Below are 26545 nucleotides of genomic sequence, written 5' to 3'. Positions count from 1 at the left end.
CTCATTCAATGACAAATAAAAATTTTATAATCATTGCCGTTGTGAAATTTATGGCTGATTTTTTATAAAAAACAAGCTAATTTAACTGGTTTAAAAATGAGCTTCGATTTTTGTTGTTATGTAACTTAATGATATTTATTGATTTTTATTTTTAAATTTAAATATTTATTATGATCATTGAAAAAGTGTTATCCAGATCAAAAAAATGAAAATAATTTAGATTCCTATGGTACATAATTAATCAAAATAAAATAAAAAATGATATTGAAGATGATTATTGATAGCCGTTTTGCAGATTGCGTTTTATTCAGATGAAGATGAAAAATATTTCTTTTAATGCAAATTATAGATAATGGTTTCACATACTCTCACAGAGAGTAAAACCAAATTTTCCTCTATTTTGAGAAGAAAAAAATGTTTATAACTTGCTATCAGTTGAGATAAGGAGATTAAAAGCCAGAATAGAGGTATTTATCAATTTGTGTTTTGGCTTTACATCAAAAAAATAAAATGTCAAACTCGAACTTGACGATTTTTCGTATCGATGTTATTTCCACGATTGGATAGGGTATATCTGATTATTTCACGATATGTTGATATAAAACTATTCGTACCTGCAAATATAGTTGTCTTCTTTATCTTATTTTTTAGGAAGATATTCTGTATTTATTATATGGGTAAACATTGGAATCATTCTCTCACCAATAATGGGTTGTTAGACAGTTCATGGTTGTATTAGCCAAAGGATTCAAATATGAGTAAGAATAGTCCAGGTAGCGTAGCGCCGAAAGAAAGAATTAATATTAAGTATGTTCCTAATACGGGTGACCAGACCGCAGAAGTTGAATTACCTCTGAATCTTCTGGTTGTGGGTGACTTGAAAGGAAAAAGCGAAGATACGCCAATTGAAGAACGGCAGGCAGTTTCTATCAATAAGAACAACTTTAATGCCGTAATGAATGAAGCGAACATCAACCTGACTTTTAACGTTCCTAATCGCCTTGATGAAAAAAGCGAAGAAGATCTGTCAGTTAATCTGGAAATAAAATCACTGAGTGATTTTTCGCCAGATAATATCGCGAAGAAAGTCCCTGAATTAAATAAACTTCTCGAACTTCGTGAGGCATTGGTGGCATTAAAGGGTCCATTGGGAAATATCCCAGCATTTCGTGCTCGCTTGCAGTCACTGCTGGATGATGAATCCGTTCGTGAGCAACTCCTGAAAGAACTTGAAATCGTCAATAAAAAATAACTGGTTAAAGGAATTTTTAAATGGCTCAGCACGAAGAAAACAGCACAGCGATCGCATCTGGTGCAACGACCTCCTTGCTTGATGAAATTATGTCCCAAGCGAGAATGACGCCGGAAAATGACGGCTACTATATTGCTAAACAAGGTGTTGCTGCATTTATCGGCAGCATTTTGGATACTGGCTCAAACGAAGAACCCATCAACAAGTTGCTTGTTGATAAAATGATCGTTGAGTTGGATAAAAAGCTCAGTGAGCAGATGGATAAAATTGTGCACGCTAAGCAGTTCCAGGAATTGGAATCTTCCTGGCGCTCACTGAAAATCCTGGTGGAACGCACTGATTTCCGTGAAAACATCAAAATCAACATTCTTCATGCGACTAAAGATGAATTGTTGGAAGATTTTGAGTTCTCTCCTGAAATTATTCAGTCTGGCTTCTACAAACACGTTTATTCCGCCGGTTACGGTCAGTTCGGTGGTGAACCTGTTGCGGCTGTCATCGGTAACTACGCATTCAGCAATACGACGCCTGATATTAAACTGATGCAGTATGTCAGTTCAGTGGGGGCGATGGCTCATGCGCCATTCTTGTCTTCCGTTTCACCGGAATTCTTTGGCATTAACAGCTTTACTGAGTTGCCAGCCATCAAGGAACTGAAATCCGTCTTCGAAGGCCCTTCACACACTAAATGGCGTGCACTGCGCGAGTCTGAAGATTCACGTTACTTAGGTTTGACCGCCCCCCGTTTCTTGCTGCGTCTGCCTTATTCCAGCGTTGAAAACCCAATCAAAAACTTCAACTATCAGGAAAATGTTAACAGCGACCATGAACATTTCTTGTGGGGCAACACGGCGTACTTGCTGGCTAGCTGCCTGACTGACAGCTTCGCTAAATATCGCTGGTGTCCAAACATCATCGGTCCGCAGAGCGGTGGTGCCGTCAGCGATCTGCCCGTTCACCTGTACGAAGCAATGGGACAAGTTCAGGCGAAGATCCCAACGGAAGTTCTGATCACTGACCGTCGTGAATTCGAATTGGCAGAAGAAGGCTTTATTACTCTGACTATGCGTAAGGGCAGTGATAATGCCGCGTTCTTCTCGGCCAACTCGGTTCAGAAAACCAAAGTATTCCCCAATACCCGTGAAGGGAAAATTGCGGAAACCAACTATAAGTTGGGCACTCAGCTTCCGTACATGTTCATCATCAACCGTCTGGCGCACTACATCAAAGTGTTACAGCGTGAACAGATCGGCTCTTGGAAAGAGCGTCAGGATCTGGAGCGTGAACTGAACATGTGGCTGAAACAGTACATTGCTGATCAGGAAAACCCACCGACTGATGTTCGTAGCCGCCGTCCTCTGCGTGCCGCCGAGATCAAAGTGCTGGATGTTGAAGGCGATCCAGGCTGGTATCAGGTTTCGATGCAAGTTCGTCCGCACTTCAAGTACATGGGGGCAAGTTTCGAACTGTCTCTGGTTGGACGTTTGGATAAGGAATAATCATGGCTGCGCTGTACAGTTGGAACAGAGGCAGCTCTGCCAGTCTGTTCGAGCGCATTCAAGGGAAGAGCTACGGCTCTTCCCGTCAGTCAAGGATGCGTGCCCTGCTTGAGTCCATCAAGAAGCATTTGAATGAAGTACTGAATTCCCGTCCCGGTGCTTGCCAAAGTGCCGTTGATTTAGGCGTGATTGATCTGAATGACGCGACCGCGACATCAGTGGATTTCAAGCAAAGTATCGAATGGGCGATTGAAGAGTGCATCAGAAATTATGAGCCAAGAATATCAGCGGTTTCTGTCAGTGCTATTCATGATGATTCAGATCCGTTGCTGTTGAGCTTTCATATCAGCGCTGAAATCTCTCTGGATGATATCAACGACCTTGTGGAATTCAGCATCCAGTTGGATAACAACCGGCGCTATTGCCTGGAGCGAACCCAATAAATGTCATTTGAAAAATATTTTCGAGATGAGCTGAACTATCTGCGACAACTGGGGAAAGAAGCCGCAGTTGAGCGTCCTCATCTTGCCGCATTTCTGTCAGAACAAGGCTCTGACCCCGACGTTGAACGTTTGCTGGAAGGCTTTGCCTTTCTGACCGGTAACCTGCGGGCAAAGATTGATGACCAGTTCCCTGAATTGACCCACGGTCTGCTCAATATGCTTTGGCCGAACTATCTGCGTCCAACGCCCAGCATGACCATCATCGAATATACGCCTGATGAGAGCGTTGTGACGAAAGCGACACCGGTCAAGCGTGGCACCCAGATTATGAGCCATGTGCTGGCAACGCAAGATGATATTTATTCGAGTGAAAAGTCAGATGGCAAAAAAGACGATCATGGCCGTTGTACCTTTACGCTTTGCCGTGATGTTTGGCTTTTCCCGTTTTCCATCCGTGATATCGCCGTCAATAACAGTAATGAGACCGGCGTTATCGGCCTGAATTTTGCGTCGAAAACAGAACTGAACCTGCATGAGCTGGAACTGGACAAACTGCGTTTTTATTTGAGTGGTGATAACTATACCACTTCCCAGCTCTACTTCTGGCTCTGTTATTACTTCAGGAAAGCAGAATTGGTGGTCGGCGATACCGTGATCCCTCTGCCTGATTTTGACTTTGTGCCGGTGGGATTTGAGCGGGAAGATGCGTTATTGCCTTACCCGAAAAACGCTTATATGGGATATCGCATTTTGCAGGAATATTTCTGTTTTGCAGAAAGCTTCCTGTTTTTTGATGTGAAAGGTTTCCCGGCGCTGCCGGAAGATCTCAAGACCAAAGATTTCAAACTGAACTTGCATTTTTCTCAGGCGCTGCCACCGGAAGCCAAAATTCGCCATGACACTTTCCGTCTGCACTGCACGCCGGCAATCAACCTGTTCCCAATGGACAGTGAAGCGATCGAACTGAATGGCAGCCAGACTGAGTACCCATTGAAAGCCAGTTACAGCTTGCCGGATAACTACGACATTTTCTCTGTCGATGGCGTAGAAAGCTGGCTGAGTGGGGAAAATGGTGAGCGCAGCCGTGACCGCATGGGTGAGCGAGTGTATACCCCGTTTGAAAGTTTCAATCACCAAATTGATGACGAAGATGAAAGTTCGATGCGTTATTACCGCATTCGGGTGAAAGAGTCGCCTTTCCGCCGGGGGCTGGACCATTTCATCTCATTTGTACGGGGTGATGAGGCCGATTTGCTCAGATTCCAGCTCAAAGAAAATGTTTCGATCAGATTGACCTGTACCAACCGTGAAATGCCTTTGGAGCTGCGGGTTGGCGACATTAATTACCCTTCAAACGGCAGCCCGACCTTTGCGACCTTCCGTAATATCACGCGGCCGTCGGTGCCTCTCTATCCGCTGTTGGATGGCGGTTTGCACTGGTCACTGCTGTCAAATATGTCGCTGAACTACATGTCATTGCTGGATAAGGACGCGCTGAAACAGGTGCTGCGTACCTACGATTTCCCCAGTATTCATAACCGACAGTCCAAGCGTTCATCACAGAAACGGCTGGATGCCATTGAAAAGATTGAAACAGAGCCGACAGATCGTCTGTTCCGTGGTCAGCCTGTACGTGGATTGCGCTCAACACTGTATATCCGACAACAGGCATTCAGTTCGGAAGGGGAGCTTTATCTGTTCAGTACGATCCTGTCACGGTTTTTCTCACTGTATGCCAGTGTCAATGCTTTTCATATGTTGAAGGTAATCAATTTAGATAATCAGGAATGTTATGAATGGCCGGTACAGATAGGTCAACACTCGTTGATGTAATCACTGAACAAGATCCTGCCACACCGTTGGCATTGGACATCTCACAATACAACTTCTACCAGTTGGTTGAGCTGATTAACCGGCTGGCGGTAGCGTGGGATAAAACCGGACAGACCGATCGTCCCGATCGGGAGTCTATCCGTTTCCGTTCCAGTGCCAGTCTGGCGTTTCCGACACGTGATGTTATTTCGCTGGTGCAATCCAAAAAGGGATTCTTCGAACTGGAAGTTTCCTTTATGGGGCTGCATGGTAGCCAGTCTCCGATGCCGGGCTATTATCTGGATTCACTGGCATGGGAAGATGCTCAGGGGGAAAACCGTCTGACGGATTTCCTCAACCTTTTCAACCATCGTTTAATTACGCTCTTGCATCAGATCTGGCGGAAATACCGCTATTACATCTGTTTTAAGAAGGGTGGGGAAGATTATTTTTCTCAGCGTATGTTCTCCCTCGTGGGGTTAGGCAGTGATGTCAACCGCCGGTTGCTGAACATCAACCATAGCAAGATGCTGGCGTATGCCGGCTTGCTGGCAAGCCCCGGACGCTCACCCGAAGTCATATGCAGTTTGGTTTCTCACTGCTTTGATTTGCAGGACGTCACGCTGCACGGCTGGCAATTCAGGAAAATGATTATCCCCGTGGATCAGCAGAATCGTTTGGGTGGAAAGAATAGAGGACAGACAACCGGTGATCCTGAGCTGTCTGTATTGGGGAAAAATTTTACTATTGGCTCTTGGGTTGGGGATTACAGCAGTAAGTTTTTGCTCAGTATTAACAACTTGCCGCGTGAACGGTTTCTCTCATTCTTGCCCGACGGCAAAAACTATCTCCCGTTGGTGATGTTCATCTCCTTTGTCATGCGCAGCCAGTTCGCCTGGGAGCTGCGTCTTGGTCTGGCTGAAAATCAGGTCAGCGGCATGGTATTGGGGGCGAAGCAGAATAATCATCTGGGGTGGAGCAGTTTTCTCGGCGAACCGGAAAAGAAACCTTCTGTCATCATTTCAGTTATGGAATAACGACTATGGAAAAACATCAACCCATCCTTTCACTGCGGGTTCTGAATAGTGAACAGCTAGAAAGTGGTAAATCCGCTAATTGCCAGTTTTCGACCCAAGGCGGTACGGTCGGCAGCAGTGAAAGTCACCTTTGGTCTGTGCAGGATCAGCAGGGCAATGTCTGCCCGTCACAATTCGCCATTAAGTGGCAGGATGGGGCATTTTGTCTGCAAATGCTTGCTGAATCCGCACAAATCAATAATGCCACTTTGGCACCGGAGTCGGGTTTGATCCTGTTACAACAAGGCGATCAAATCAAGGTCGGCAATTTGTCGATCAAGGTCCACATCAGTTTATCTGAGACAGATCGTGTTGATCCGTCAACAATATCACCTGACTCGCTGGTTTCCAGCCACAGCAATCCGCTGGATGCCATGATGGAAGGCATTCCCGCACAAAAATCTGTGTTTGCCCACGATGAAAGCATTGCGCCAACCGTTATGCACCGTTTCAGTGATGATCCACTGCGGGTACTGGATAGCGAGAGCCTGACCACGTTGAAACCTCAGGTTGAGGCCGATGATACGGAGCAACTTTTGCCGCCGGATCATTATCAATCCCCCCCATTTGCTAACCCTATTTCTGATAACCGAGGCAGTGTTATGGATCAGGAGTTCCTGGATTTACCGGATATCGCTTCCGATCGGCAGTACGAAGATATGGATGTGGATCATGTCGCCATTACCCCGCTTATGCGCGGGCTGGAAGCGCGTTTGCCCCTGCATGACAGCCAGCAGGCGAATGATTTCTTACAAGAGATGGGCAAAACCATGAAAGCCGCCATCGAGGGTTTATTGGCGCTCCAGCGTGAACAACATGGATTGCGTGATAAGCAGCTCCGGCCGATTGAAGATAACCCGCTGCGTCTGAATATGGATTATGACACCACCATGCAGGTGATGTTCTCTGATCAGAAAAGCCCGGTTCATCTTTCTGCGCCGGCTGCGGTCGCGGAAAGCCTGCAAAACTTGCAATTGCACTATCAGGCCAACCGCGTTGCCATTTCTGCTGCGCTGGACACCATGCTGGATGCCTTTTCGCCAGAGCAACTGCTTCGTCGTTTCTCACATTACCGTCGTAGCAACGAAGTCAGGAATAAAGATGCTTCCTGGGCGTGGGAAATGTACACCAACTATTACCGTGAATTAGCGTCCAGCCGCCAGCAAGGATTCGAAAAATTATTCCGCGAGGTATATGAGCAGGCTTATGACCGCGCATTGCGTCAGGGTCTGGAGGAATCCAGCAATGACACATTCCGCTAGTCGCCGTCTATGGGCTGTAGGGATTTTATTGCTGTCAGTGATGTTGCTAAATGGCTGTAGCAGTGCATGGAACGCAACAAAAAAAGTGGGCCAGGTCATTTGGGATCCTTCCACACCGGTAGGTCAACCCGATGAACAGGCCTCTGTTGCCAACATTACCTTACTGGCCGAACCCGACATCAATCCCAATGAAAGCGGTGAAGCGGCTCCTATTGAAATGAATTTAGTTTATCTCAGTGAGGACTCTCGTTTTCTGGCCGCGGATTATGACCAGTTTGAAAGCGACAAACTCGAAAAGGCGCTGGGGAAAAACTACATCGATCATCAGGATTACACCCTGTTGCCGGGGCAATACAAGCCTCTGGAACGGATTACATTGGAAAAGAAAAACCGTTACATCGGTGTCATCGTTCACTATGCAGATGCAAATCAATCTGAATGGAAAAAGATCATCCGGGTAAAAGACATCGGCCGCCATTACCACATCTTGGTGCATGTCAGAAATCACGACGTCGAACTTAGAAAAGAGGAGGAGTAATCATGCCAGGTAAAAATCGGGTGATTTGGCAAGAAGGGTTATTCATCAAACCACAACATTTTCAGCAACAACAAAAACACATTGATTATCTGGCACATAGCCTGGTTTCAGTATTGACACCTTATGCCCACGGTTTCAGCTCCCTGAGCATCAATGATGATTTACTCAAACTGGGGCGTATCGGGATCACCGAAGCCAGCGGCATCATGCCGGATGGCACGGTTTTTTCAGCGCCTAGCCAGGATTTGCTGCCAAAACCGTTGGATATCGAAAATACCAATGATCTGAAAAGTAAAGAGATTTATCTGGCGTTGCCGATGTGCAGCGATACTATCAAGGAAATTGCTGATCAGGGTGCACAGACACAAAGTGCGGTGCGTTACCGGGAACTATCGACGAATATCCGTGACCTGCATACCAAAGGTGGTGATTCCGCAATCTTTCAGCTGGCTCAACTGACCCCCGTTTTGATGCAAGGTTCTGAGGACATGAGTGCTTACACGGCCATTCCACTGTGCCGCATCAAAGAAAAGCAAAAAGATGGCAACATTGTGCTGGATAACGAATTTATCCCGACATGTTTATCCATTTTCGTGGCCGACAAACTCAAGCGCTTCATGGTGGAAATTGATGGCCTGCTGACAGAACGTTCAAGAACACTGGCTAAACGCATTGGTTCGCCGGGTCAGCAAGGGGTGGCGGATGTGGCTGAATTTATGATGCTGCAATTGCTCAACCGTGTTCAGCCGTTGTTCAACCATTATGCAAAACAAACCGTTCTGCACCCACTGTATTTATATACCGAGCTACTCCAGACGTGTGGTGAATTGAGAACCTTCACGGATGCGAGCCGTCTGCCGGGCAATTTATTGGCGTATGACCACAATAACCTGACCGATACCTTTCAGGATGTGATGCATGCCATTCGTGATGCGCTGAACGTGGTTCTGACGCCGCGTGCCACCTCGATTGCGCTCAAACAGAACGAAGGTGGTATTCGTGTAGCAACGCTCCACGACAACGATCTGCTGCGCAAAGCCGAATTCGTACTGGCAATCAGCGCCAGCACCCCGCAGGAGCAGCTGCGTCGTCAATTCGTCCAGCAAACTAAAGTGACATCGATGGAAAAAATCCGCGATCTGGTCAGCGTTCAGCTGCCGGGCGTACCGCTGGTTGCTCTGTCCGCTGCCCCTCGCCAGTTGCCGTATCACTCTGGATATACCTATTTCCGTCTGGATCAGAAGAGTCCGGCATGGAAAGAGATCCAGCAAGGAAATTCCATCGCGTTCCACGTATCTGGGGATTTCCCTGATTTAGATATGCAGCTCTGGGCTATCAGGGGCGGTAAGGAATAATCATGAGTGATATCAATGTTGACAGTCCGTCACTGGAAAAACAGTCTGAAACGCTGAAAACGTTTCAGCGCCAGTATCAGCTACCGTTGCGTGGTGAAAGCCTCAACCCAATGATCGATGCCGCCACTCCCTTGCTGGGGATGGTTTTGCGTTTGCAGGACATGACGGATCAGGCACTGCCAGACAAACTTTACCAACAGGTTGTGACTGACATTCGTGCCATTGAGCAGTATCTGCAAACCAAGGGTTATGAGCCAGGCGCGATTGTTTCATTCCGTTACGTACTGTGCACCTTCATTGATGAAACCGCGTTGGGGCACGGCTGGAACAGCCAAAATGGTTGGTTGAAACAATCACTGTTGGTGCACTTCCACAATGAAACTTGGGGAGGTGAAAAGGTCTTCGTATTGCTTGAACGTTTGATGGGAGAGGCACAGCGCTACCAGCATCTGCTGGAGTTTATTTACCTCTGCCTCTGTCTGGGGTATCGCGGCCGTTACAAAGTCAGCACCCAGAAAAGTGATGACTTTGAGCGCCTGTTCCGCCGCTTGCAGCAACAGCTTCACTCACTGCGCGGGGATACGCCGCCGACCACGCTGTATATCAACGTCAACGAGAGCAATGCGCGTTATCGCCTGAGCAGACGATGGACGATCAAGCACCTGTTCTGCATTAGCGTGGGATTGCTGGTGGCGATTTACAGCTTTTATGCCATTCGCCTCGGTGATCAAACCCAAGACATATTAAAGCAGCTAAGTAACTTATTGAGATAGGACGTCGCCATGATCCAGATTGATTTGCCAACCCTTGTAAATCGTTTAAACCCGATGACACGCCATGCACTGGAAGCCGCGGCGGCATCTTGTGTCAGTCAGCAACAACCTGAAATCACGGTTGCACAGCTATTGCTGCAAATGATCGATACGCCACTCAGTGATGTGCGACTCATCCTGAATAAAGCCGATATCGATAAAGATCTGTTGAAAGAACAACTTGATCAGGTCATGACACACCATCAATCGCTGGTGCAGTCTTACCCCAATTTTTCCCCCATGCTGGTGGAGTGGTTGCAGGATAGCTGGCTGCTGGCTTCCACCGAGATGCAACAGACGGAACTGCGCAGCGGCGTGCTGCTGATTGCGTTGCTGTTCAGCCCACTGCGTTATCTGGCACCACAAACGGCACGTTTGCTGGCAGGTATCAACCGCGAATTATTACGCCAAAACTTTGCTGAATGGACGAATGGCTCGGCTGAGCAGCCTTTTGCTGCCAGTGATAAAGAGGGGCAAGGTGTGCATCCGGCAAACAGTGATAGCCTGCTGGCACGCTTTACCCAGAACATGACTGAGCAAGCGCGTCAGGGCAAGCTGGATCCGGTTTTGTGCCGCGATAACGAAATCGACCTGATGATCGATATTCTGTGCCGTCGCCGCAAAAACAACCCCATCGTTGTTGGCGAGGCGGGTGTCGGTAAAAGTGCCCTGATTGAAGGTCTGGCACTGCGCATTATTCACGATCGCGTACCGGATAAATTGCGTAACAGCGAACTGATGACACTGGATCTGGGGGCATTGCAGGCGGGAGCCGCGGTGAAAGGTGAATTTGAAAAACGTTTCAAAGGCATCATGGCCGAAATTAGCCAATCGCCAAAACCCATCATCCTGTTTATTGATGAAGCCCATACTCTGATCGGCGCAGGCAACCAAGCGGGCGGTTTGGATATCTCCAACCTGCTGAAACCGGCTCTGGCACGCGGTGAACTGAAAACCATCGCCGCCACGACATGGAGCGAGTACAAAAAGTATTTCGAGAAAGACGCCGCGCTGTCCCGTCGTTTCCAGTTGGTGAAAGTTTCGGAGCCAACCGCGGAGGAAGCGACCATCATTATGCGTGGCTTGCGTGCCATTTACGAGCAAGCACACGGTGTACTGATTGATGATGAAGCCCTGAAAGCCTCTGCGGTATTGAGTGACCGTTATCTTTCCGGCCGTCAACTGCCAGATAAGGCCATTGATGTGCTGGATACCGCCTGTGCCCGTGTTGCCATCAACCTGACTTCACCGCCGCGTCAGATCGCCTCGTTGACGACCGAACTGCACCAGATGCAGATGGAAATCGATGTGCTGGAGAGAGAGCAACGCATGGGGCTGAACGTCCATGTTGACCGCCTGGGCGACTTGCAAAATCAACAGAAAGAGATTCAGGCACAACTGGTTGAACTGGAAAGCCACTGGCAACAACAGCAGGAATTGGTGAAACAGATCATCGAACTGCGCAGCCAATTGCTGTCTGACGATGTGCTCGTTGACGCTGAACTGGCTGAAAAAGCAAATGAAGCCATTGCTGACGATGAACAATCTCTGATTGAGAAACTGGCCGAACTTAATGCACAACTGGCTGAACTCCAGCAGAAACAAACCCTGGTCTCCCCGCATGTGGACAAAACCCAAATTGCTGCGGTGATTGCTGAGTGGACTGGCGTGCCATTAAACCGCTTGTCACAAAGCGAACTGTCCATCGTCACCGAACTGCCAACCCACTTGGGGCAAAGCATCAAAGGGCAGGAAATGGCGATCCAGTGCCTGCACAAACACTTATTGACCGCGCGGGCAGATTTGCGCCGTCCGGGGCGTCCGCTTGGGGCATTCCTGTTGGTCGGGCCAAGTGGTGTCGGCAAAACGGAAACCGTCTTGCAAATTGCAGAATTGATGTTTGGTGGCCGCCAATACCTCACCACCATCAACATGTCCGAGTTTCAGGAGAAACACACCGTTTCGCGTCTGATTGGTTCACCTCCGGGTTATGTGGGATACGGTGAAGGTGGTGTCCTGACTGAAGCCATTCGCCAGAAACCGTATTCCGTTGTTTTGTTGGATGAAGTGGAAAAAGCTCACCCTGACGTCCTGAACTTGTTCTATCAGGCGTTCGACAAAGGGGAGCTGGCGGATGGAGAAGGACGCATTATCGACTGTAAAAACGTTGTGTTCTTCCTGACGTCGAACCTGGGCTATCAAACCATCGTCGACAACGCTGGGCAGCCAGAGCAGATCAACGACCTGCTTTACCCAGAATTGGCCGCATTCTTCAAACCCGCCCTGTTGGCGCGCATGGAAGTGATCCCTTACCTGCCGTTGGGTCATGAAACCCTGAAAACCATCATTCAGGGCAAACTGGCTCGACTGGATACCCTGCTGACGCAACGTTTCAACGCAGAAGTCACCATCAGCGACGACGTATCCGAAGAGATCCTGCAACGCGCGACCCGTGCGGAAAATGGTGCCCGTATGTTGGAGTCCATCATCGATGGTGCCCTGCTACCACCGGTTTCCCTGCTGTTGTTGCAGAAAATGGCGGCGGGTACACCTATCAAGGCTATTCGTTTAAGCGTGGCTGAACACGAATTCCATGCAGAGGTTGAGGAGGCAGAATAATGAAACAGCGGCTGAAAAGCGCGTTAGCGTTATTGGAAAATGACACTATAGAACAACTGGTTAACCATTTTTTGCAGGTCAGCCATAGCGCGCGTTTTGATGCCCTGTTGGTTTTCCTGCTGAATATTAACGAGAACAGGTTGGAATGCTACAACTTGCCGGAGCCACAGCACACCAGTTCACGCCGGTTGCAAGTGGATATTGATGACGTCAATAACCCATTGATACAGGTATTACGCAAGGGAACCCCCATTGTTTGGGATTCCCTGAATCACGGGGCACGCATTGATGATCCTCACTTCCGCACGTTTGTTGCAGAACTGCCGCATAACTGTGGGTTATATGGCATCCCCCTGTTTGACTGCAATGAACAGTCTTGCGGTGTGATCGTCATCTTTGCCGAACATGTCCAGCATTTCATCAACAATGAAAACATGTTCGGTATCTATTGCCACGTCATGCAGTATCGCCTGAAAAAATTGCAGGAACTCGAACAACTGCGCGGACAGTTACGCCAAATCCGTCAGGTATTTCAGGTTCAACGCCAAAAAGAAAAACAACTGGATGAACTGCTGGCTTCCCTGAGTGAGTCGAAAAACCCGGCGGCCGTCAGCCGTATCTCCGTGGATTACAGTCATATCGATAATCTGCCAAAGGCCATAGAAGAATTTGAAAGCGCCGTGTTGGTTCAACGTCAGCGTCAGTTGGGTAACGACACCCGATTGATTGCCCAAAGTCTGGGTATTGCCCAGCGGACGTTGGTTTACAAACTGGCTAAATACGGGTGTAGATTATGAATATTGTTTTAATTATCAGTTCATTGCTTGCGTCATTGGCAGGCGATCCCACACTGGCGGAGCGGGTCGAAGCTCAGGAAGGGGGCACGGTAAAGGAAGAGCAAAATTTAGATGAACTGCATAAATGCCGTTTTGAGCCGTCGCCCCTGATCCGGCTGGCCTGCTATGACCGTGCGTTGAATAACCTCAAGTTCAAAACGGTATACATTCCTATCGAAAATATGGGGCCTTTATGGCGGCAGGCGATGGAGCAGGAGATGAAACGCACCGACTACTCGACCAGCTTCATGGTCACGCAGGGCGAGAATGGGGCGTCCCCCGTTATCCTGACCACGCCCGCACTGGGCGTACCACCGCCGCGCCCGGTATTAATGCTGAGTTGTATTGACAGTATCACCCGCTTACAGGTGGCACTGCCTAAGCCCGTGGATTCAGGGGTGGTCACCGTGACCACCGACAGAACCGAGTACCGGACGGAATGGTTCGTGCGGGAACACGGTTACTTGTGGGAATCCAGCCGTGGCTTGCCGGGCATTGAAGAAATCAAGCGCCTGATGAACAGCGACCGGATGAGCGTGACGGGCAGTAATGGCAGTCAGGTCACCTTTAACATTTCTCTGTTGGAGCAGGCCGCGAAGCCATTACGCGCTGCCTGCCGTTGGTAATCGACATGGACATCAGAACACAATTCGACTGGTTCGGCTCCCTGCTGGCACCTCTGTCCGACGAACAGATTGGCAAGGGACTGGCAGATAACGATCCCACCTGGGAATACATTGACAGCGAAATGATGAAATTTGGTTCACTGTCACATGGCTCGCTGGATGTTGACGCGATCCAGCGTCAGTCATTGCAATTGTTGAGAGAAAACAGCAAAGACTTCCGGCTGGTGGTTCACCTGCTGCGTACTTTGCAACATGCCGGTAACGCGGCTGAATTGATCCTCGCCATGGAACTGTTGGCCGATTATGTCAAAAACTACTGGGAAAAAGGTTGGCCGACCAAACCCCAGTTAAAACGTCGGTTGGCACAGCAAGTCCTCAAGCGTTTTGACGCTGCCCAAGGCAGTTTTATTGAACGGGCGAGCAAAGGTGAACGGGATGAGGCACAAGGGGCATTGGCACATCTCGCCCAATGCTGGCATGCCGATGAAGGCGAACTGGCCAATGACGTAGACCAACTGCGCATTCGCTATAACCGTCAGCCAGAAGCTGTACCGGTGGAAACAAAGCCGGTTCCAGCCGCGGCATCGACAGCCGACCCCATGACGCAAGCGCCACAGGGCGATGAAGTGACACCGATGCCAAAAGTTGACGTCAACAGTTCGAGCGATAAAGCGTGGAAGCAGACGTTGATGACCGTCGCCGATTTGCTGTGTGAACGGCATCCCGAATCACCGATAGGTTATTCCCTGCGCCGTCACGCGGTCTGGCACACCATCACGGCGGCACCGATGGCGAACGCGACGGGCAAAACCCCGTTGGCACCGGCTTCCGCCGATCGTACCGCTGACTATTTGGCGAGATTGCCGACGGCAGACAACAAATTGCTGCAACAAATCGAGCAAAGCCTGACACTGGCGCCTTACTGGCTCGATGGTCACGCCATTGCCGCACAAACGGCGTTGCAATTGGGCTATGGGCACGTCGCGCAAGCCATACGTGATGAACTACACACCTTCCTGGATCGGTTGCCGGTGCTGAAAACCTTAAGTTTTTCTGACATGAGTCCGTTTATTTCGCCTGAAACCCTTGACTGGCTTGCGCCGGAAGGCGTGGCAACGGGTCAGGGTTCTCTGACTGCTGATCAGGCCGCTATCTGGCAATGTTTCCAGCAGCAGGGATTGGCCGCGGCACTGACCATGTTGGAAGCACATCAACAACAGTTAACTGAGCCACGGGATCAATGCTATGGCCAATTGCTCAATGCCCAACTGCTTGAAGAAGCGGGCATGACAGCGCTCGCCCAACAGCATTACCGGAATTTGTTACACACGGGACAACACATGCAACTGACTCAATGGGAACCCAGCCTGCTGGCGTTATTGACTGAAAAATTGGCTGAAAAACTCCCGTCTTCTCTCAAGGATACGGCTTCAAACAGGAGTGTTAACCCATGAAATGGCCCTCTTTGTCCTCTTTGGCACCCTTGAAATCTGCCCTGCCGACCTTGGCGAAGTTTAAGTCCCTGCCCCGCCTCAAGGCACTGATGGCACTGATTCTGGCGCTTATCCCCTGCCTGCTGCTGATTGCCGTCTGGTGGTGGGGGCCGGAGTGGAAACTGCGCAACGATTATCCGTTGGAAAGCCTCGCGGCGCGCTGGCTGGCCACCGCCCTCATTATGATGATGGTATTGGGCTGGATCGGCATGAAAGCGTGGCGTCGCCTGCGGACACTGGAAAAACTCAACCTTGACGTTGAACTGAAAGTGTTTGATCCGGTCCGGGTGGATATTGAACATCAGGATCGCTACCTCGACCACTGGAAATCCCAGTTGCAACGCCATCTGGATTCGTACAACTACCTGTATGAACGGCCGTGGTATATGGTCATCGGCAGCCAGAAGAGCGGCAAGACCTCACTCATCAAGGAAGGGGTGAAGCTGTCTGAAATCGCGGCCCCCGAATATTTGCGTCAGGATGGCGACGTTCCCCTGATGCTGCGCTGCTGGTTGGGGGAAAAAGCGGTGATCATCGATCCCCGCGGGCAGTTGATTGACCAGCCCGTCCCGCTTAACAGCGACAAACCCCAAATCCACAGCCGCCTGTGGGAAGCGTTGCTGAACTGGCTGGCGGAAAACCGGCAGCGCCAGCCGCTCAACGGCCTGATTCTGACCGTGGATACCCTGCGCCTGATGACCGACAGCCGCGAACAGCGTGAACGTTATGTGCGGGAAATCCACCAGCGCCTGCAAGACGTTCGCCTGACCTTCCACAGCCAGTTGCCGATCTATTTGGTGATGACCAAAATCGACCTGCTGCACGGCTTTGAAGCCTTGTACCAGTCACTGGATCGCCAACTGCGCGACCAGATTTTGGGTGTGACCTTCAGCCTCAACAACCGCGATGAAAAAGCGTGGCGCAGTGAGCTGGAGGCGTTCTGGAAACAGTGGATGGCCAACCTGAATACCGCGATGCCGGACATGATGCTGAACAACGTCGATGCCAACCAGCGGGCCGCCCTGTTCAGTTTCACCCGCCAGATCCAGGGGCTGCACAGCTACATCGCCCAGATGCTGGACGATATCCTGTATAACGATGAACACCACCGCCCCACCCTGCGCGGCGTCTACCTGACCTCGGCTCACCAAGTGGGACAAATGGATGACCTGTTCACCCAGTCCGCCTCGGCGCAGTACCATCTGGGGGCGCAGGCGTTCCCCACCTGGCCGGCGGGCGACACCCTGCCGTTCTTTACCCATTCCCTGTTCGAAGAGGTCCTGCTGGCCGAACCGAACCTGGCGGCGGAGAACCGCATCTGGCTGAGCCGCAACCGCCGCCAGTTGTACACCTTCTCCACGGTTAGTGCGGTGGTCATGCTGGCGATGTGGGGCGGCTGGCATTACTTCTACCAGAAAAACTACCGGGCGGGGGAAGAAGTGCTGGCGCAGGCGAAAAATTTCCTGTCCGTGCCGCCGCCGAAAGGGGATGACCATGACGGCAACCTCCAGTTGCCGCTGCTGAACCCGATCCGGGATGCGACGCTGGCTTACGGCAACTATCACGAGAACAAATCCTTCCTGACCGACATGGCGCTGTATCAGGGCGGCGGGGTCGGGCCGTATGTGGAAGGCACCTACCTGAAACTGCTGGAGCAGCGTTTCCTGCCGGCGTTGATGCGGGGGCTGCTGGATGACCTGAAGCAGGCGCCGGCCGGCAGTGAGGAAAAACTCGAAATCCTGCGGGTGATGCGCATGATGGAAGATAAAAGCAAACGCAACCCCGGCCTGGTCGCCCAGTATATGCGCACGCGCTGGAGTCAGGCCTTCAACGGCCAGCGGGATGTGCAGGAGGCGTTGCTGACCCACCTGGATTACGCCCTCGACCGGACCGACTGGAAGACCCTGCGCGATAACGGGGACAAAGAGGCGATTGCCCACTTTGCCCCGTTTGTCAAGCCGATCCGGCAGGCGCAGGAGGAACTGAAAGCGCTTTCCGTCAAGCAGCGGGTGTACCAGAACCTGCGTATCCGGGCGCAGGACAGCCTGCCGGCGCCGCTCAACCTGCGTGACCAGATTGGCCCCAGCTTTGACGATGTGTTTGTGGCCAGCAATGAAAAACGCCTGGTGATCCCGCAGTTGCTGACCCGCCTTGGCCTGACGGATTACTTCGTCCGGCAGAAAGATGAACTGACCAAACTGACCGAGATGGACAGTTGGGTGCTCAATATCACGAAGCCGAATCAGGACACCGCCGGCGGAACGGGGTCGTCCGCGGCGCATGACCAGTACAGTGCCAAAGATCAGGAGCGGATCTTAAACGATATCCATGAGCTGTATCTGTCCGAGTACACCGCCACCTGGCGGGCGGCGATGAACAACCTGGAAGTGCGGGATTTTGAGGATTTGCCGCACGCCATCAGTGCCATCGAACAGGTGATCAGCGGGGAGCAGCCCATCAAGCGGGCGCTGCAAATTCTGGGCGACAACACCCAGCCGCCGGTGCCGGGCAGCACCCTGGGCGAAAAAGAAAAAGCGGCGTTGTTGAAACAGCACGACTACCGGCTGTTAAACCGCATCAGCCACGACTTCGCGCAGGAAACCGACGTGCTGGTGGAACGCGGTGACAAAGGCAGTACGTTACACAGCGTCTACCAGAAACTGACGGCGTTGCACCGTTACCTGCTGGCGATCCAGAACTCGCCGGTGCCGGGCAAGGCGGCGTTGCAGGCGGTGCAGATGCGGCTGGACAAAAACACCAGTGACGCGATTTTTGAAGTGCAGCAGATGGCGAAAACCCTGCCGGAGCCGCTGAACCGCTGGGTGGGGGATCTGGCGGAACAGGCCTGGCGCGTGGTGATGATGGAAGCGGTGCGGTCACTGGAAGTGGAATGGAGCCACACGGTGGTCAAGCAGTACCGGACCTATCTGGCGGGGCGCTATCCGTTTAACCCGGCGGCCAGCGAAGAAGTGCCGCTGAGCGAGTTTGACCGCTTCTTCCGGCCGGACGGCACGCTGGACAGCTTCTACAAGCAGAGCCTGAAACCGTTTGTAGAATATAACCTGACCATGGGCACGGACGGCAAGACGCTGATCCGCCCGGATGTGATGAAACAATTGGCCGTGGCGGAGCGCATCCGCACCACCTTCTTTACCCCGCAAAACGGGCTGGGCGCCCAGTTCGCCATTGAACCGGTCAGCCTGACCGGCAACAAGCGTCGGGCGTTGCTCAACCTCGACGGCCAGTTGGTGGATTACTCGCACGGGCGGCGCAACGTGGCGCGCCTGATTTGGCCGAACTCGATGCGCGCCGGTACCGAAAGCCAGCTGACCCTGATGCCGGCCAACAGCAACCGGGCACCGCGCGCGGTCAGCTTCAGCGGCCCGTGGGCGCAGTTGCGGCTGATTAACAGCGGCACGCTGACGGACATCCAGCCGGGCTTCTTTGATGTGCGCTTTAGCGTGGACGGCGGCGACATGACCTACCGCGTCTACGTGGACGAATCCGACAACCCGTTTGCCGGCGGGCTGTTCAGCCAGTTCACACTGCCGGACACCCTGTATTGAGCGGAAGGCGTGGGACCGTCCTGACAGTCAACCCGCCCCCTGCCTTCGGGCAGGGGGTTTTTTTAAGGAGAAAAGCGAGAGTATGAGCGCTCACCCTGACAATCTCATCATCCGGGCGGGCGGCAGTCCGCTGAACCTGCCGGAATTTGCCGTTATCCGCGATGAAATCAACAAAACCAGCCACCCCGCTCAGCCGGAAGTGAACTGGCCACTGGTGGAATCGTTGTCCCTGACGCTGTTCAGAACCAACGGGGTCGATTTACAGACCGCGATTTACTACACCCTGGCGCGGATGCAGCTGGGCGGGCTGGCGGGGTTCACCGAAGGGTGTGAACTGCTGGCGGGGGTTATCGTCAGTGAATGGGAGAGCCTGTGGCCGCCGCAGCCGGCGGTGCGTACCGACCTGCTGGAGTGGTTCCATACCCGCACCGGCAGTGTGCTGCGCCAGCTCGATTTTGCCGCCGGCGACCTGCGGCTGATTTACCGCGCCGAACGGGCGCTCCAGTTGATTGTCGACCGGTTGCAGCAATCCGACCTGAAACGCCTGCCGCGGGTGGAAAACCTGCTGTGGTTCTTCCAGAACGCGGCCAAAAAGCTGGAAAAACCCCGTCCGGCCGCCAAACCGGCGGTGCCGGTGCAGATGCCGCCGCTGGTGTATTTGTCCCAGTCCGACACCGAACCGGACACCCCGCCGCCGGCGCCGCCGCCGGAGGCCGATAACCCGCCGCGGGTGCGGGTGCAGTTCCCGGAACCGCCGGCGAAAAGCCTCAGTGCCTGGCAGGGATTTGGCCTCGGTGCGTTGTTGGGGGGACTGGTTTTAGTCGGCGGCTGGCTGGGGTTCTACAAGCCGCTGCAACACCAACTTAACGCCATCACCGCCCAGCCGGCGGGGGCGCGGCTGGCGTGGCTTGACCGGCCTGAACTGGACCGTTATGCCGGCCAGCTTGAGCGGCTGGCCGAGACGTCGCCGTTGATGACCTGGGAGGCCGCCCGCGCCCTGACCGCGACGGCGGCACAGCACTGGCCGGATTCGCCGGTGCAGCGGCAGGCCACCCGGCAGTGGGAACAGGCGATGACCGCCCGGATTGACAGCGTACCGCTGGCCGGCGGCTGGCACACCACCCACGACCGGCTTACGCAGCTGGCGGACAAAATTTTGTTGCAGGAGCGGACACGGGGCAGCTTCACGCTCTCCTACCTGAAAACCGCCATCTACGACATCCAGCGCAGCCACGGCAGTGAGGTGCCGCTGGAAGAACTGTTGCGCCGATTGAGCGTCCATGCGGCGAACGGGGAGGCCGCCCCGCCGGTGTTGCTCAAAGGCATCGATGACCGCTTTAACGCCCTGCTGGGCCGCTATGACCGGCTGCGGCAGGCGACCGAACACCCCACCGACCATCATGCACCCGCCGCCCCCGCGGACGGCGGGCAGTAATCAGGGAGACTTATCATGTCAATCAAGAAGATAAAGAAGCACACCGATAAATTGAAGCAAGGACAGGCCCTTGTCCGGCAGGGACAGGGCGCAATTCAGACCGCGAAACAGGTGGCCGGCAAAGTAGGCGGCGGCCTGTCAGGCGCGGCAGGCCTCATTCCGGGCGGCGGTTTTGCCGGGGGACTGGGCGGTGCCGGTGGCATTGGCGGCGGCTCAGGCTTAGGCTCTGGTGCTGCCGGGGCCGGAAACTTAATGCCGGGCGGCGGCTTTACCGGCGGGCAGGGGCTGGCCGCCCGTGCCGCCGCCGGCCAGAGTGGGGCGGCCAAGGCGCTGCAACAGGTCAGCCAGTTGCTGGGCCTCAGTGCCCCGAGCGGGTTGCAGTTTACCCTGACGGCGGGCAGCCTGCCGCCGCAGACCTTTGTGGTCACCGACTTCGCCCTGACGGAAGGCTTTTCCCGGCCGTTCAGCCTGCAAGTCGGGCTGGCCAGTGCCGACCCGGCCATCGACTTTCCGGCGGTGCTGGACCGGGCGGCGACCCTGACCATTTTGCAGGACGGGGTGGAACAGCGCAGCCTCACCGGCATGGTGGCGCGTTTTGAACAGGGCAACACCGGGCTGCACCAGACCACCTACCAGATGACCATTTACCCGGATTTATGGCGCACCACGCTGCGCCGGAACTCGCGCATCTTCCAGCAGCAGGACATTGCCGCCATTATCACCACCATTCTGAAAGAGCACGGTATCCGTGACGTGGTGTTCAGCCTGCGCCACCCGCACCCGGCACGGGAGTTCTGCGTCCAGTACCAGGAAAGCGACTTTGCCTTCCTGCAACGGCTGACGGCGGAAGAGGGCATCTTCTACTTCTTCGAGTGCGGCAACGGGCGTAACACGCTGGTGTTTGCCGATGACGCCGGCTCGGTGCCGCCGGGCCTCATCCTGCCGTACCAGCCGGGGGATGTCAGCACCACGGGGGAACCGTCGGTGACCAGTTTCACCAGCAGCGCGCAGGTGCGCCCGGCCAAGGTGGAGCTGAAAGATTACACCTTCAAGAACCCGGCGTGGCCGGCGGAATTCAGCCAGCAGATGAAGGACGAGCAGTTGCAGGAAAATTATTACGAGCACTACGACTACCCCGGCCGGTTTAAGGACGAAGCCCACGGCAAGGCCTTTACCCGTTACCGGCTGGAAGCCCTGCGCAACGACGCGGTGACCGGGCAGGGCCGCGGCCACGCCATTGCCCTCCAGCCGGGCAAACTGTTCACCCTGATAAACCACCCGCGCCCGGACCTGAACCAGTCATGGCAGGTGGTGAGCGCGACCCACAGCGGCCGCCAGCCCGGTGCGCTGGAAACGGCCACCAGTGAGAGCGGTACCACGCTGCACAGCCAGTTCAGTTTTATCCGCCAGAACCAGCACTGGCGTCCGGCACCGCTGCCCAAACCGGTGATGGATGGCCCGCAAATCGCCAGGGTGGTCGGGCCGGCCGGCGAAGAAATCTTCTGTGACCAGTACGGTCGCGTGCGCCTCCAGTTCCCGTGGGACCGATACGGTAAGAGCGATGACCACAGCTCCTGCTGGATACGGGTGACGCAGCCGTGGGCGGGGCAGGGCTGGGGGATGCTGGCCATCCCGCGTATCGGTCAGGAAGTGGTGGTGGACTTCCTGCACGGTGACCCCGACCAGCCGATAGTGACGGGGCGGACTTACCACGCCGGCAATATCCCGCCGGGCAAACTGCCGGGCAGCAAAACCCAGATGGCACTGCGCTCCAAGACCCACAAGGGGGAGGGCTATAACGAGCTGCTGTTTGAGGATGCCAGGGGCAGTGAAAAGCTGTCTCTGCACGCACAGAAGGACATGTACACCAAGGTGCTGAATAACCGGGATACGCAGGTGCTGGCCAACCACCAGGAAACCGTGGACAAAAACCAGACCCTCACCGTCAAGGGGCACCAGAAAGCCACGGTTAACCTGACCCGTACCGACACGGTCGGCCTCGCCTATGTCCTGACCGTCGGGGGCGCGATGAACACCGCCGTCACCTTAAGCCAGACGGAAGAAGTGGGGGTCCACAAATCCGTGATAGTCGGCCATAGCCTGTCCATCAAGGCCGGGGATGTGATTGAACTGCAATGTGGCGCAAGCGTCCTGCGCATGGACAGCAGCGGCAAAATCACCCTCCAGGGCAGCGAGTTCAAGTTTGAGGCCAGCGGCCCGGTGCAAATCACCGGCAAAGACATTGACCTGAACTGAGGAGCGGCCTGAGATGGAATTTCGTAACCTGACCCCGTTTGCGGTCATGAATTACTCCATGCTGGATATTGAAGATGTGGAACACCATGTGGCGGTGATGAAAATCGGCTATCAGCTACTGCCGGACCGGGCCGGGCAGTGCACCGCCGAACTGCTGCCCGCGCCCCCCCTGTGTGTGCAGGATGAATACCGCGGGCGGATGAATGCCTCGTCGGTCTTGCAGGAGAGTGACCTTGCGCCGTTTAAGCCGCGCTGTGACATTATCGTTAACGGCACGGCTTACGCGCCTGATGGCCGGCCCTGTCCTGAGTTTCCGGTCCGGCTGCATGTCCAAGGCAGGCAGGGCCAGACCCTGCTCGACAAAACCCTGACCGTGAGCGGCGAACGGGAATTTATCCGTGACCCCCGCGGTCACTGGCAACTGACGGCCCCCAAACCCTTTACGGCCCTGCCGCTGGATTATCGTTATGCCTATGGGGGCGAATGCAAAATTCAGGCCGGGGATAACGCGGGTGAACACCTTAACGACCGTGACCGGCTGACACCAGAACAGCGCCGGCAGCACCCGGACGGGGAAGAGAATGCCCCCGTTGCCCATGCCGCCTGCGACACCAATCCGCTGGGTATCGGCTTTGTCACGCCGTGGTATGCCAGCGCCAAACAACCTGACCGCTGCCCGGCCCCGCGCATCACCGCACCGGAGGCACCCTTTACCGCGCAACATTTTTCCGCCCAACTGGCGGGCACCTTATTGCCGGATACCCCGGCCTGCCGGCCGCAAGGTTTCGGCCTGGTCGGCCGGGCGTGGACCCCGCGCCGCCAGCTCGCCGGCACGTATGATGATGACTGGCTCAGCCACCGTCATCCTTACCTGCCGAAAGACTTCGACTTCCGCTACTGGAACGGTGCCCCGGCGGACCAGCAGATTGACTGGCCGGGCACCGATATGGCCCTCACGTTAAGCGGCCTGACCCCCGGCGGCCACCTGCACGTCACCCTGCCGGGGCACCGGCCGTTTATTTTGCTGCGGATGCAAAACGGTGCCCTGCTGCCGGTGCCGATGCGCCTTGATACGCTCATTCTCGACAGCGAGGCGATGACAGTGCACCTCACCTGCCGGCTGAATTTTAAAACCAGCCTGCCGGTGCGGGTGGCGGAAGCGCGGTTTGAAATCGACCCCGATGCCCCGCTGCTCAAATTGGCCCCACGGGAAGAGGAGAAAAAAGATGGCTGATAATTATATCGCCCGCACGGCGGGTGAATGGCTGCTCGTCGGCATGCTGCCCGATGTGTGCAAGACCCCGATGGGCTCGTCCACCCCGCCCATTCCCTACCCGGTGATGGCGAAACTGGCAGGCAGTGACGTCCCGGTGAAATCCGTGCGGGCCAATGGCCAGCCGGTGGTGGTGTTCGCCCAGAGCTTTGTGCCGCAGACGATGGGCGACCAGCCCGGTGTGGCCAACGGGGTGAAAAGCGGCACCGTGGGCGGCAAATGTCACCCGAAGACGCATACCCAAACGGTGCGGGCGGGCAACAAGCTGCTGTTGCGCCACGGGGATGAATTTTGGATGAACGGGGCATAAGGAAAAATGACAATGGGAGTCAATATCAGTATTACGGGTGGCCGTGACGAAAAAATATTTTGTGAGGCTTACAATATCCGTACCTTGGCTGACGCAGAAGCGATCCGTGAACATATACCCGCCCTCATCCGGCAAGAGACCCAGGGTAATCACCGGCTCACATCGGATGATATTAAATTGATTACCGACGCTGAGGACAGGCTTGCGGCTAAAGTGATCGAAAAATTCAAAAGTGGGGAGTTTCCACTGGAAGAATGGGACGAGGAAAAAGAAGAAGAGAATCATCCCAAACCCAATGACGCCCTGCCCGTCAAAGCCCGTGATGACAGCCCGACCGGTGAAGGCAACACGTTGGGTAAAATCGTCGGTCAGGCCCCGCAGGGCACGAATCCGCCGGCGGAGGCCAATGCAGCGGTGACCGCAGAAACGGCGCAGGAAAAAGGCTGGCTGGAGCAGGCGGGGGAATGGTGGGAGGAAACCAAGGAAGGTGTGCAAAAGTGGGGGGAAGAAGCCGGGGAGAAACTGAGTGCCGCCTGGGATAACCCGGGCAAGGCCGCCGTCGGTGCGGCCAAAGGGGCGTGGAATACGGTGCCTGATGTGGGGGAACTCTTCTTCAGGGGGGGAGCGGGTGCGCCTGCCAGAATGATGTCCGCCTCCGGGACGGTATTGAAAACCGTGGGGGCTGACACAATGGGTGATGCCGCGCTTGCCACTGCGGATGCCTTAAACAAAGGTATCGATAAGGCGGTGGAGCTGAGCCATGTGGATGCCATCCGGTTTGATATCACGGATAAGGCGGAGCAAGGCGGGGCGCTGATTTTTGATGCCGCCAGCCTGGCAACGGGGGTTGGCGGGCTGGCCAAACAGGGGGCGAAAGCGGTAGCTAAAAAGGCCAAACCGCCCGCCGGCGGCAAAGTCAAGGGCCAGTCTGGCGACACCCCGGAAGCCAAACCCGCCAAAGAGACGCCCAAGGATGATGCTACGCCGTCCAATAACAAAGAGGGAAGCTGCACGGGAACCTGTAGTACAAAAAGTGAACCGGTCGATATGGCGACCGGCGACTTCCTGCAAGTCTGGCCGGTTATCGTTATCCCCGGACTGTTACCCATCACCCTGACCCGGACCTATCGTTCTGCCGCCAGGTTAAGCGGCCTGTTTGGTGAAAAATGGGCGGATGACTGGTCACGCCAGTTGGTTATCGGCAGCGGTGAAGTCTTGTTTACGGATACCGACGGCGTCATTTACGATTTCAGTACGCCGGAAAATCAGGTACTCGCCCGTAATAAACATATTCCCCATTGCGTCCTGACGGGGGAACTGACGGGTGAACTGTGCCTGACTGACCGCCGCGCCCAGTTGACTTACCATTTCAGTCCGGCGTCAGGCTCCACGCAAAAACTGTCCGCCATCACGGATCGGCGGCAAAACCGGATTGATTTTATCTACGATAAACAGTCGCAACTGACGGCAGTCGTCCGCAATGACGGCCTGCGCTTAAGCCTGCATTACCGGGACGGACAACTGCATACGCTCGACCTGCACGAGACCCGCGCGGGACAAGCCGTTCAGCAACGCCTGCTGACCTGCCGGTATGATCCGCAGGGCTACCTGAGCGAGTGTGACGCGTTCCAGCACCACCACCTGTGGCATGAATATGATGCGCAGGGGCGCATGACCCGCTGGCACGATACCGACCAGACCGATCTCCATCTCACTTATGATGACCGGGGCCGGGTGAGCAGTATGGCCTCTCCCAGCGGTTACTGGCATGATCGGTTCCGCTATGATGACCGGGCGCGTATTACCACCTATCTGGATGCCGAAGGGGGCGAAACCCGGCATCATTACGATCATAATGGGTTAGTGACCCGTGAAGTCGATCCGCTGGGGCGCATCACCCGCCGCCAGTGGCACCATAGCCAAATCCTCTGGGAAGCCGATCCGGCTGGCGGGATAACCACTTTCGGTTACAACCCTGACGGGGCGCTGACCGAAGTGAAACTGCCGACGGGCGACACCTTTGCTTATGGTTATGACGAACACGGCCAGCTCACTGAAAGTTGGCTTCCGACCGGCGAACGC

The 26545-nt window shown here is 54.2% G+C and carries 19 protein-coding genes; all 19 read left to right on the top strand.

Going from position 1 to position 26545, the window contains the following annotated elements; translation table 11 throughout:
- Positions 1-754: 754 nt before the first annotated feature.
- Entirely contained in the window at positions 755-1252 is a 498-nt protein-coding gene (gene tssB / locus PSI15_RS11280) for a type VI secretion system contractile sheath small subunit (RefSeq protein WP_045973112.1), read from the top strand.
- 20 nt (positions 1253-1272) lie between these two features.
- Entirely contained in the window at positions 1273-2751 is a 1479-nt protein-coding gene (tssC, locus tag PSI15_RS11275; RefSeq protein WP_273583626.1) for a type VI secretion system contractile sheath large subunit, read from the top strand.
- A 2-nt stretch (positions 2752-2753) separates the two neighbouring features.
- Positions 2754-3194, top strand: coding sequence for a type VI secretion system baseplate subunit TssE (gene tssE / locus PSI15_RS11270; RefSeq protein ID WP_045973110.1), 441 nt, complete (start codon positions 2754-2756; stop codon positions 3192-3194).
- A complete protein-coding gene (tssF, locus tag PSI15_RS11265; RefSeq protein WP_273583625.1) occupies positions 3195-5027 on the top strand; it encodes a type VI secretion system baseplate subunit TssF in 1833 nt (610 codons plus the stop codon).
- Positions 4991-6043, top strand: a complete 1053-nt coding sequence (gene tssG / locus PSI15_RS11260; protein ID WP_273583624.1) for a type VI secretion system baseplate subunit TssG — start codon at positions 4991-4993, stop codon at positions 6041-6043. Before tssF ends, tssG begins: the two co-directional genes overlap by 37 nt.
- A 5-nt stretch (positions 6044-6048) precedes the next feature.
- Positions 6049-7344 carry a type VI secretion system-associated FHA domain protein TagH gene (tagH, locus tag PSI15_RS11255; protein ID WP_273583623.1) on the top strand — a complete coding sequence of 432 codons (1296 nt, stop codon included), beginning with the start codon at positions 6049-6051 and terminating at the stop codon, positions 7342-7344.
- Positions 7328-7882, top strand: coding sequence for a type VI secretion system lipoprotein TssJ (tssJ, locus tag PSI15_RS11250; RefSeq protein WP_273583622.1), 555 nt, complete (start codon positions 7328-7330; stop codon positions 7880-7882). The genes tagH and tssJ overlap by 17 nt, the downstream gene beginning before the upstream one ends.
- Positions 7883-7884: 2 nt before the next feature.
- Positions 7885-9237 (top strand): type VI secretion system baseplate subunit TssK, encoded by a 1353-nt coding sequence (gene tssK / locus PSI15_RS11245; protein WP_273583621.1) that lies wholly within the window; start codon positions 7885-7887, stop codon positions 9235-9237.
- 2 nt (positions 9238-9239) lie between these two features.
- Positions 9240-10010 (top strand): type IVB secretion system protein IcmH/DotU, encoded by a 771-nt coding sequence (icmH, locus tag PSI15_RS11240; RefSeq protein ID WP_273583620.1) that lies wholly within the window; start codon positions 9240-9242, stop codon positions 10008-10010.
- 9 nt (positions 10011-10019) lie between these two features.
- Entirely contained in the window at positions 10020-12668 is a 2649-nt protein-coding gene (gene tssH, locus PSI15_RS11235; protein ID WP_273583619.1) for a type VI secretion system ATPase TssH, read from the top strand.
- The gene (locus tag PSI15_RS11230; protein WP_273583618.1) at positions 12668-13465 is read left to right on the top strand and encodes a Fis family transcriptional regulator; all 798 of its coding nucleotides are present in this window, start codon (positions 12668-12670) and stop codon (positions 13463-13465) included. The genes tssH and PSI15_RS11230 overlap by 1 nt, the downstream gene beginning before the upstream one ends.
- The gene (vasI, locus tag PSI15_RS11225; RefSeq protein WP_273583617.1) at positions 13462-14130 is read left to right on the top strand and encodes a type VI secretion system-associated protein VasI; all 669 of its coding nucleotides are present in this window, start codon (positions 13462-13464) and stop codon (positions 14128-14130) included. Before PSI15_RS11230 ends, vasI begins: the two co-directional genes overlap by 4 nt.
- Before the next feature lie 5 nt (positions 14131-14135).
- Positions 14136-15584 (top strand): type VI secretion system protein TssA, encoded by a 1449-nt coding sequence (tssA, locus tag PSI15_RS11220; protein ID WP_273583616.1) that lies wholly within the window; start codon positions 14136-14138, stop codon positions 15582-15584.
- Positions 15581-19189, top strand: a complete 3609-nt coding sequence (gene tssM, locus PSI15_RS11215; protein WP_273583615.1) for a type VI secretion system membrane subunit TssM — start codon at positions 15581-15583, stop codon at positions 19187-19189. The genes tssA and tssM overlap by 4 nt, the downstream gene beginning before the upstream one ends.
- Positions 19190-19271: 82 nt before the next feature.
- Complete coding sequence (locus PSI15_RS11210) at positions 19272-20624, top strand: VasL domain-containing protein (protein WP_273583614.1); 1353 nt, start codon at positions 19272-19274, stop codon at positions 20622-20624.
- A 15-nt stretch (positions 20625-20639) separates the two neighbouring features.
- Complete coding sequence (locus PSI15_RS11205; RefSeq protein ID WP_273583613.1) at positions 20640-22880, top strand: type VI secretion system Vgr family protein; 2241 nt, start codon at positions 20640-20642, stop codon at positions 22878-22880.
- A 13-nt stretch (positions 22881-22893) separates the two neighbouring features.
- Positions 22894-24114 carry a DUF2169 family type VI secretion system accessory protein gene (locus PSI15_RS11200; protein ID WP_273583612.1) on the top strand — a complete coding sequence of 407 codons (1221 nt, stop codon included), beginning with the start codon at positions 22894-22896 and terminating at the stop codon, positions 24112-24114.
- Positions 24107-24463 carry a DUF4150 domain-containing protein gene (locus tag PSI15_RS11195; RefSeq protein WP_273583611.1) on the top strand — a complete coding sequence of 119 codons (357 nt, stop codon included), beginning with the start codon at positions 24107-24109 and terminating at the stop codon, positions 24461-24463. The genes PSI15_RS11200 and PSI15_RS11195 overlap by 8 nt, the downstream gene beginning before the upstream one ends.
- Before the next feature lie 12 nt (positions 24464-24475).
- On the top strand, positions 24476-26545 hold a 2070-nt coding region (locus tag PSI15_RS11190; RefSeq protein ID WP_273583610.1), incomplete at its 3' end, for a DUF6531 domain-containing protein.

The sequence above is a fragment of the Xenorhabdus sp. PR6a genome, assembly GCF_028599065.1.
In the GTDB taxonomy this organism is placed as follows: domain Bacteria; phylum Pseudomonadota; class Gammaproteobacteria; order Enterobacterales; family Enterobacteriaceae; genus Xenorhabdus; species Xenorhabdus doucetiae.
This window is presented reverse-complemented; position numbering and strand designations above follow the sequence as displayed.

Excerpts from the sequence above, each read along its gene's own strand:
- tssB (WP_045973112.1), top strand. The coding sequence starts at position 755 with ATGAGTAAGAATAGTCCAGGTAGCGTAGCGCCGAAAGAAAGAATTAAT.
- tssC (WP_273583626.1), top strand. The coding sequence starts at position 1,273 with ATGGCTCAGCACGAAGAAAACAGCACAGCGATCGCATCTGGTGCAACG.
- tssE (WP_045973110.1), top strand. The coding sequence starts at position 2,754 with ATGGCTGCGCTGTACAGTTGGAACAGAGGCAGCTCTGCCAGTCTGTTC.
- tssF (WP_273583625.1), top strand. The coding sequence starts at position 3,195 with ATGTCATTTGAAAAATATTTTCGAGATGAGCTGAACTATCTGCGACAA.
- tssG (WP_273583624.1), top strand. The coding sequence starts at position 4,991 with ATGGCCGGTACAGATAGGTCAACACTCGTTGATGTAATCACTGAACAA.
- tagH (WP_273583623.1), top strand. The coding sequence starts at position 6,049 with ATGGAAAAACATCAACCCATCCTTTCACTGCGGGTTCTGAATAGTGAA.
- tssJ (WP_273583622.1), top strand. The coding sequence starts at position 7,328 with ATGACACATTCCGCTAGTCGCCGTCTATGGGCTGTAGGGATTTTATTG.
- tssK (WP_273583621.1), top strand. The coding sequence starts at position 7,885 with ATGCCAGGTAAAAATCGGGTGATTTGGCAAGAAGGGTTATTCATCAAA.
- icmH (WP_273583620.1), top strand. The coding sequence starts at position 9,240 with ATGAGTGATATCAATGTTGACAGTCCGTCACTGGAAAAACAGTCTGAA.
- tssH (WP_273583619.1), top strand. The coding sequence starts at position 10,020 with ATGATCCAGATTGATTTGCCAACCCTTGTAAATCGTTTAAACCCGATG.
- PSI15_RS11230 (WP_273583618.1), top strand. The coding sequence starts at position 12,668 with ATGAAACAGCGGCTGAAAAGCGCGTTAGCGTTATTGGAAAATGACACT.
- vasI (WP_273583617.1), top strand. The coding sequence starts at position 13,462 with ATGAATATTGTTTTAATTATCAGTTCATTGCTTGCGTCATTGGCAGGC.
- tssA (WP_273583616.1), top strand. The coding sequence starts at position 14,136 with ATGGACATCAGAACACAATTCGACTGGTTCGGCTCCCTGCTGGCACCT.
- tssM (WP_273583615.1), top strand. The coding sequence starts at position 15,581 with ATGAAATGGCCCTCTTTGTCCTCTTTGGCACCCTTGAAATCTGCCCTG.
- PSI15_RS11210 (WP_273583614.1), top strand. The coding sequence starts at position 19,272 with ATGAGCGCTCACCCTGACAATCTCATCATCCGGGCGGGCGGCAGTCCG.
- PSI15_RS11205 (WP_273583613.1), top strand. The coding sequence starts at position 20,640 with ATGTCAATCAAGAAGATAAAGAAGCACACCGATAAATTGAAGCAAGGA.
- PSI15_RS11200 (WP_273583612.1), top strand. The coding sequence starts at position 22,894 with ATGGAATTTCGTAACCTGACCCCGTTTGCGGTCATGAATTACTCCATG.
- PSI15_RS11195 (WP_273583611.1), top strand. The coding sequence starts at position 24,107 with ATGGCTGATAATTATATCGCCCGCACGGCGGGTGAATGGCTGCTCGTC.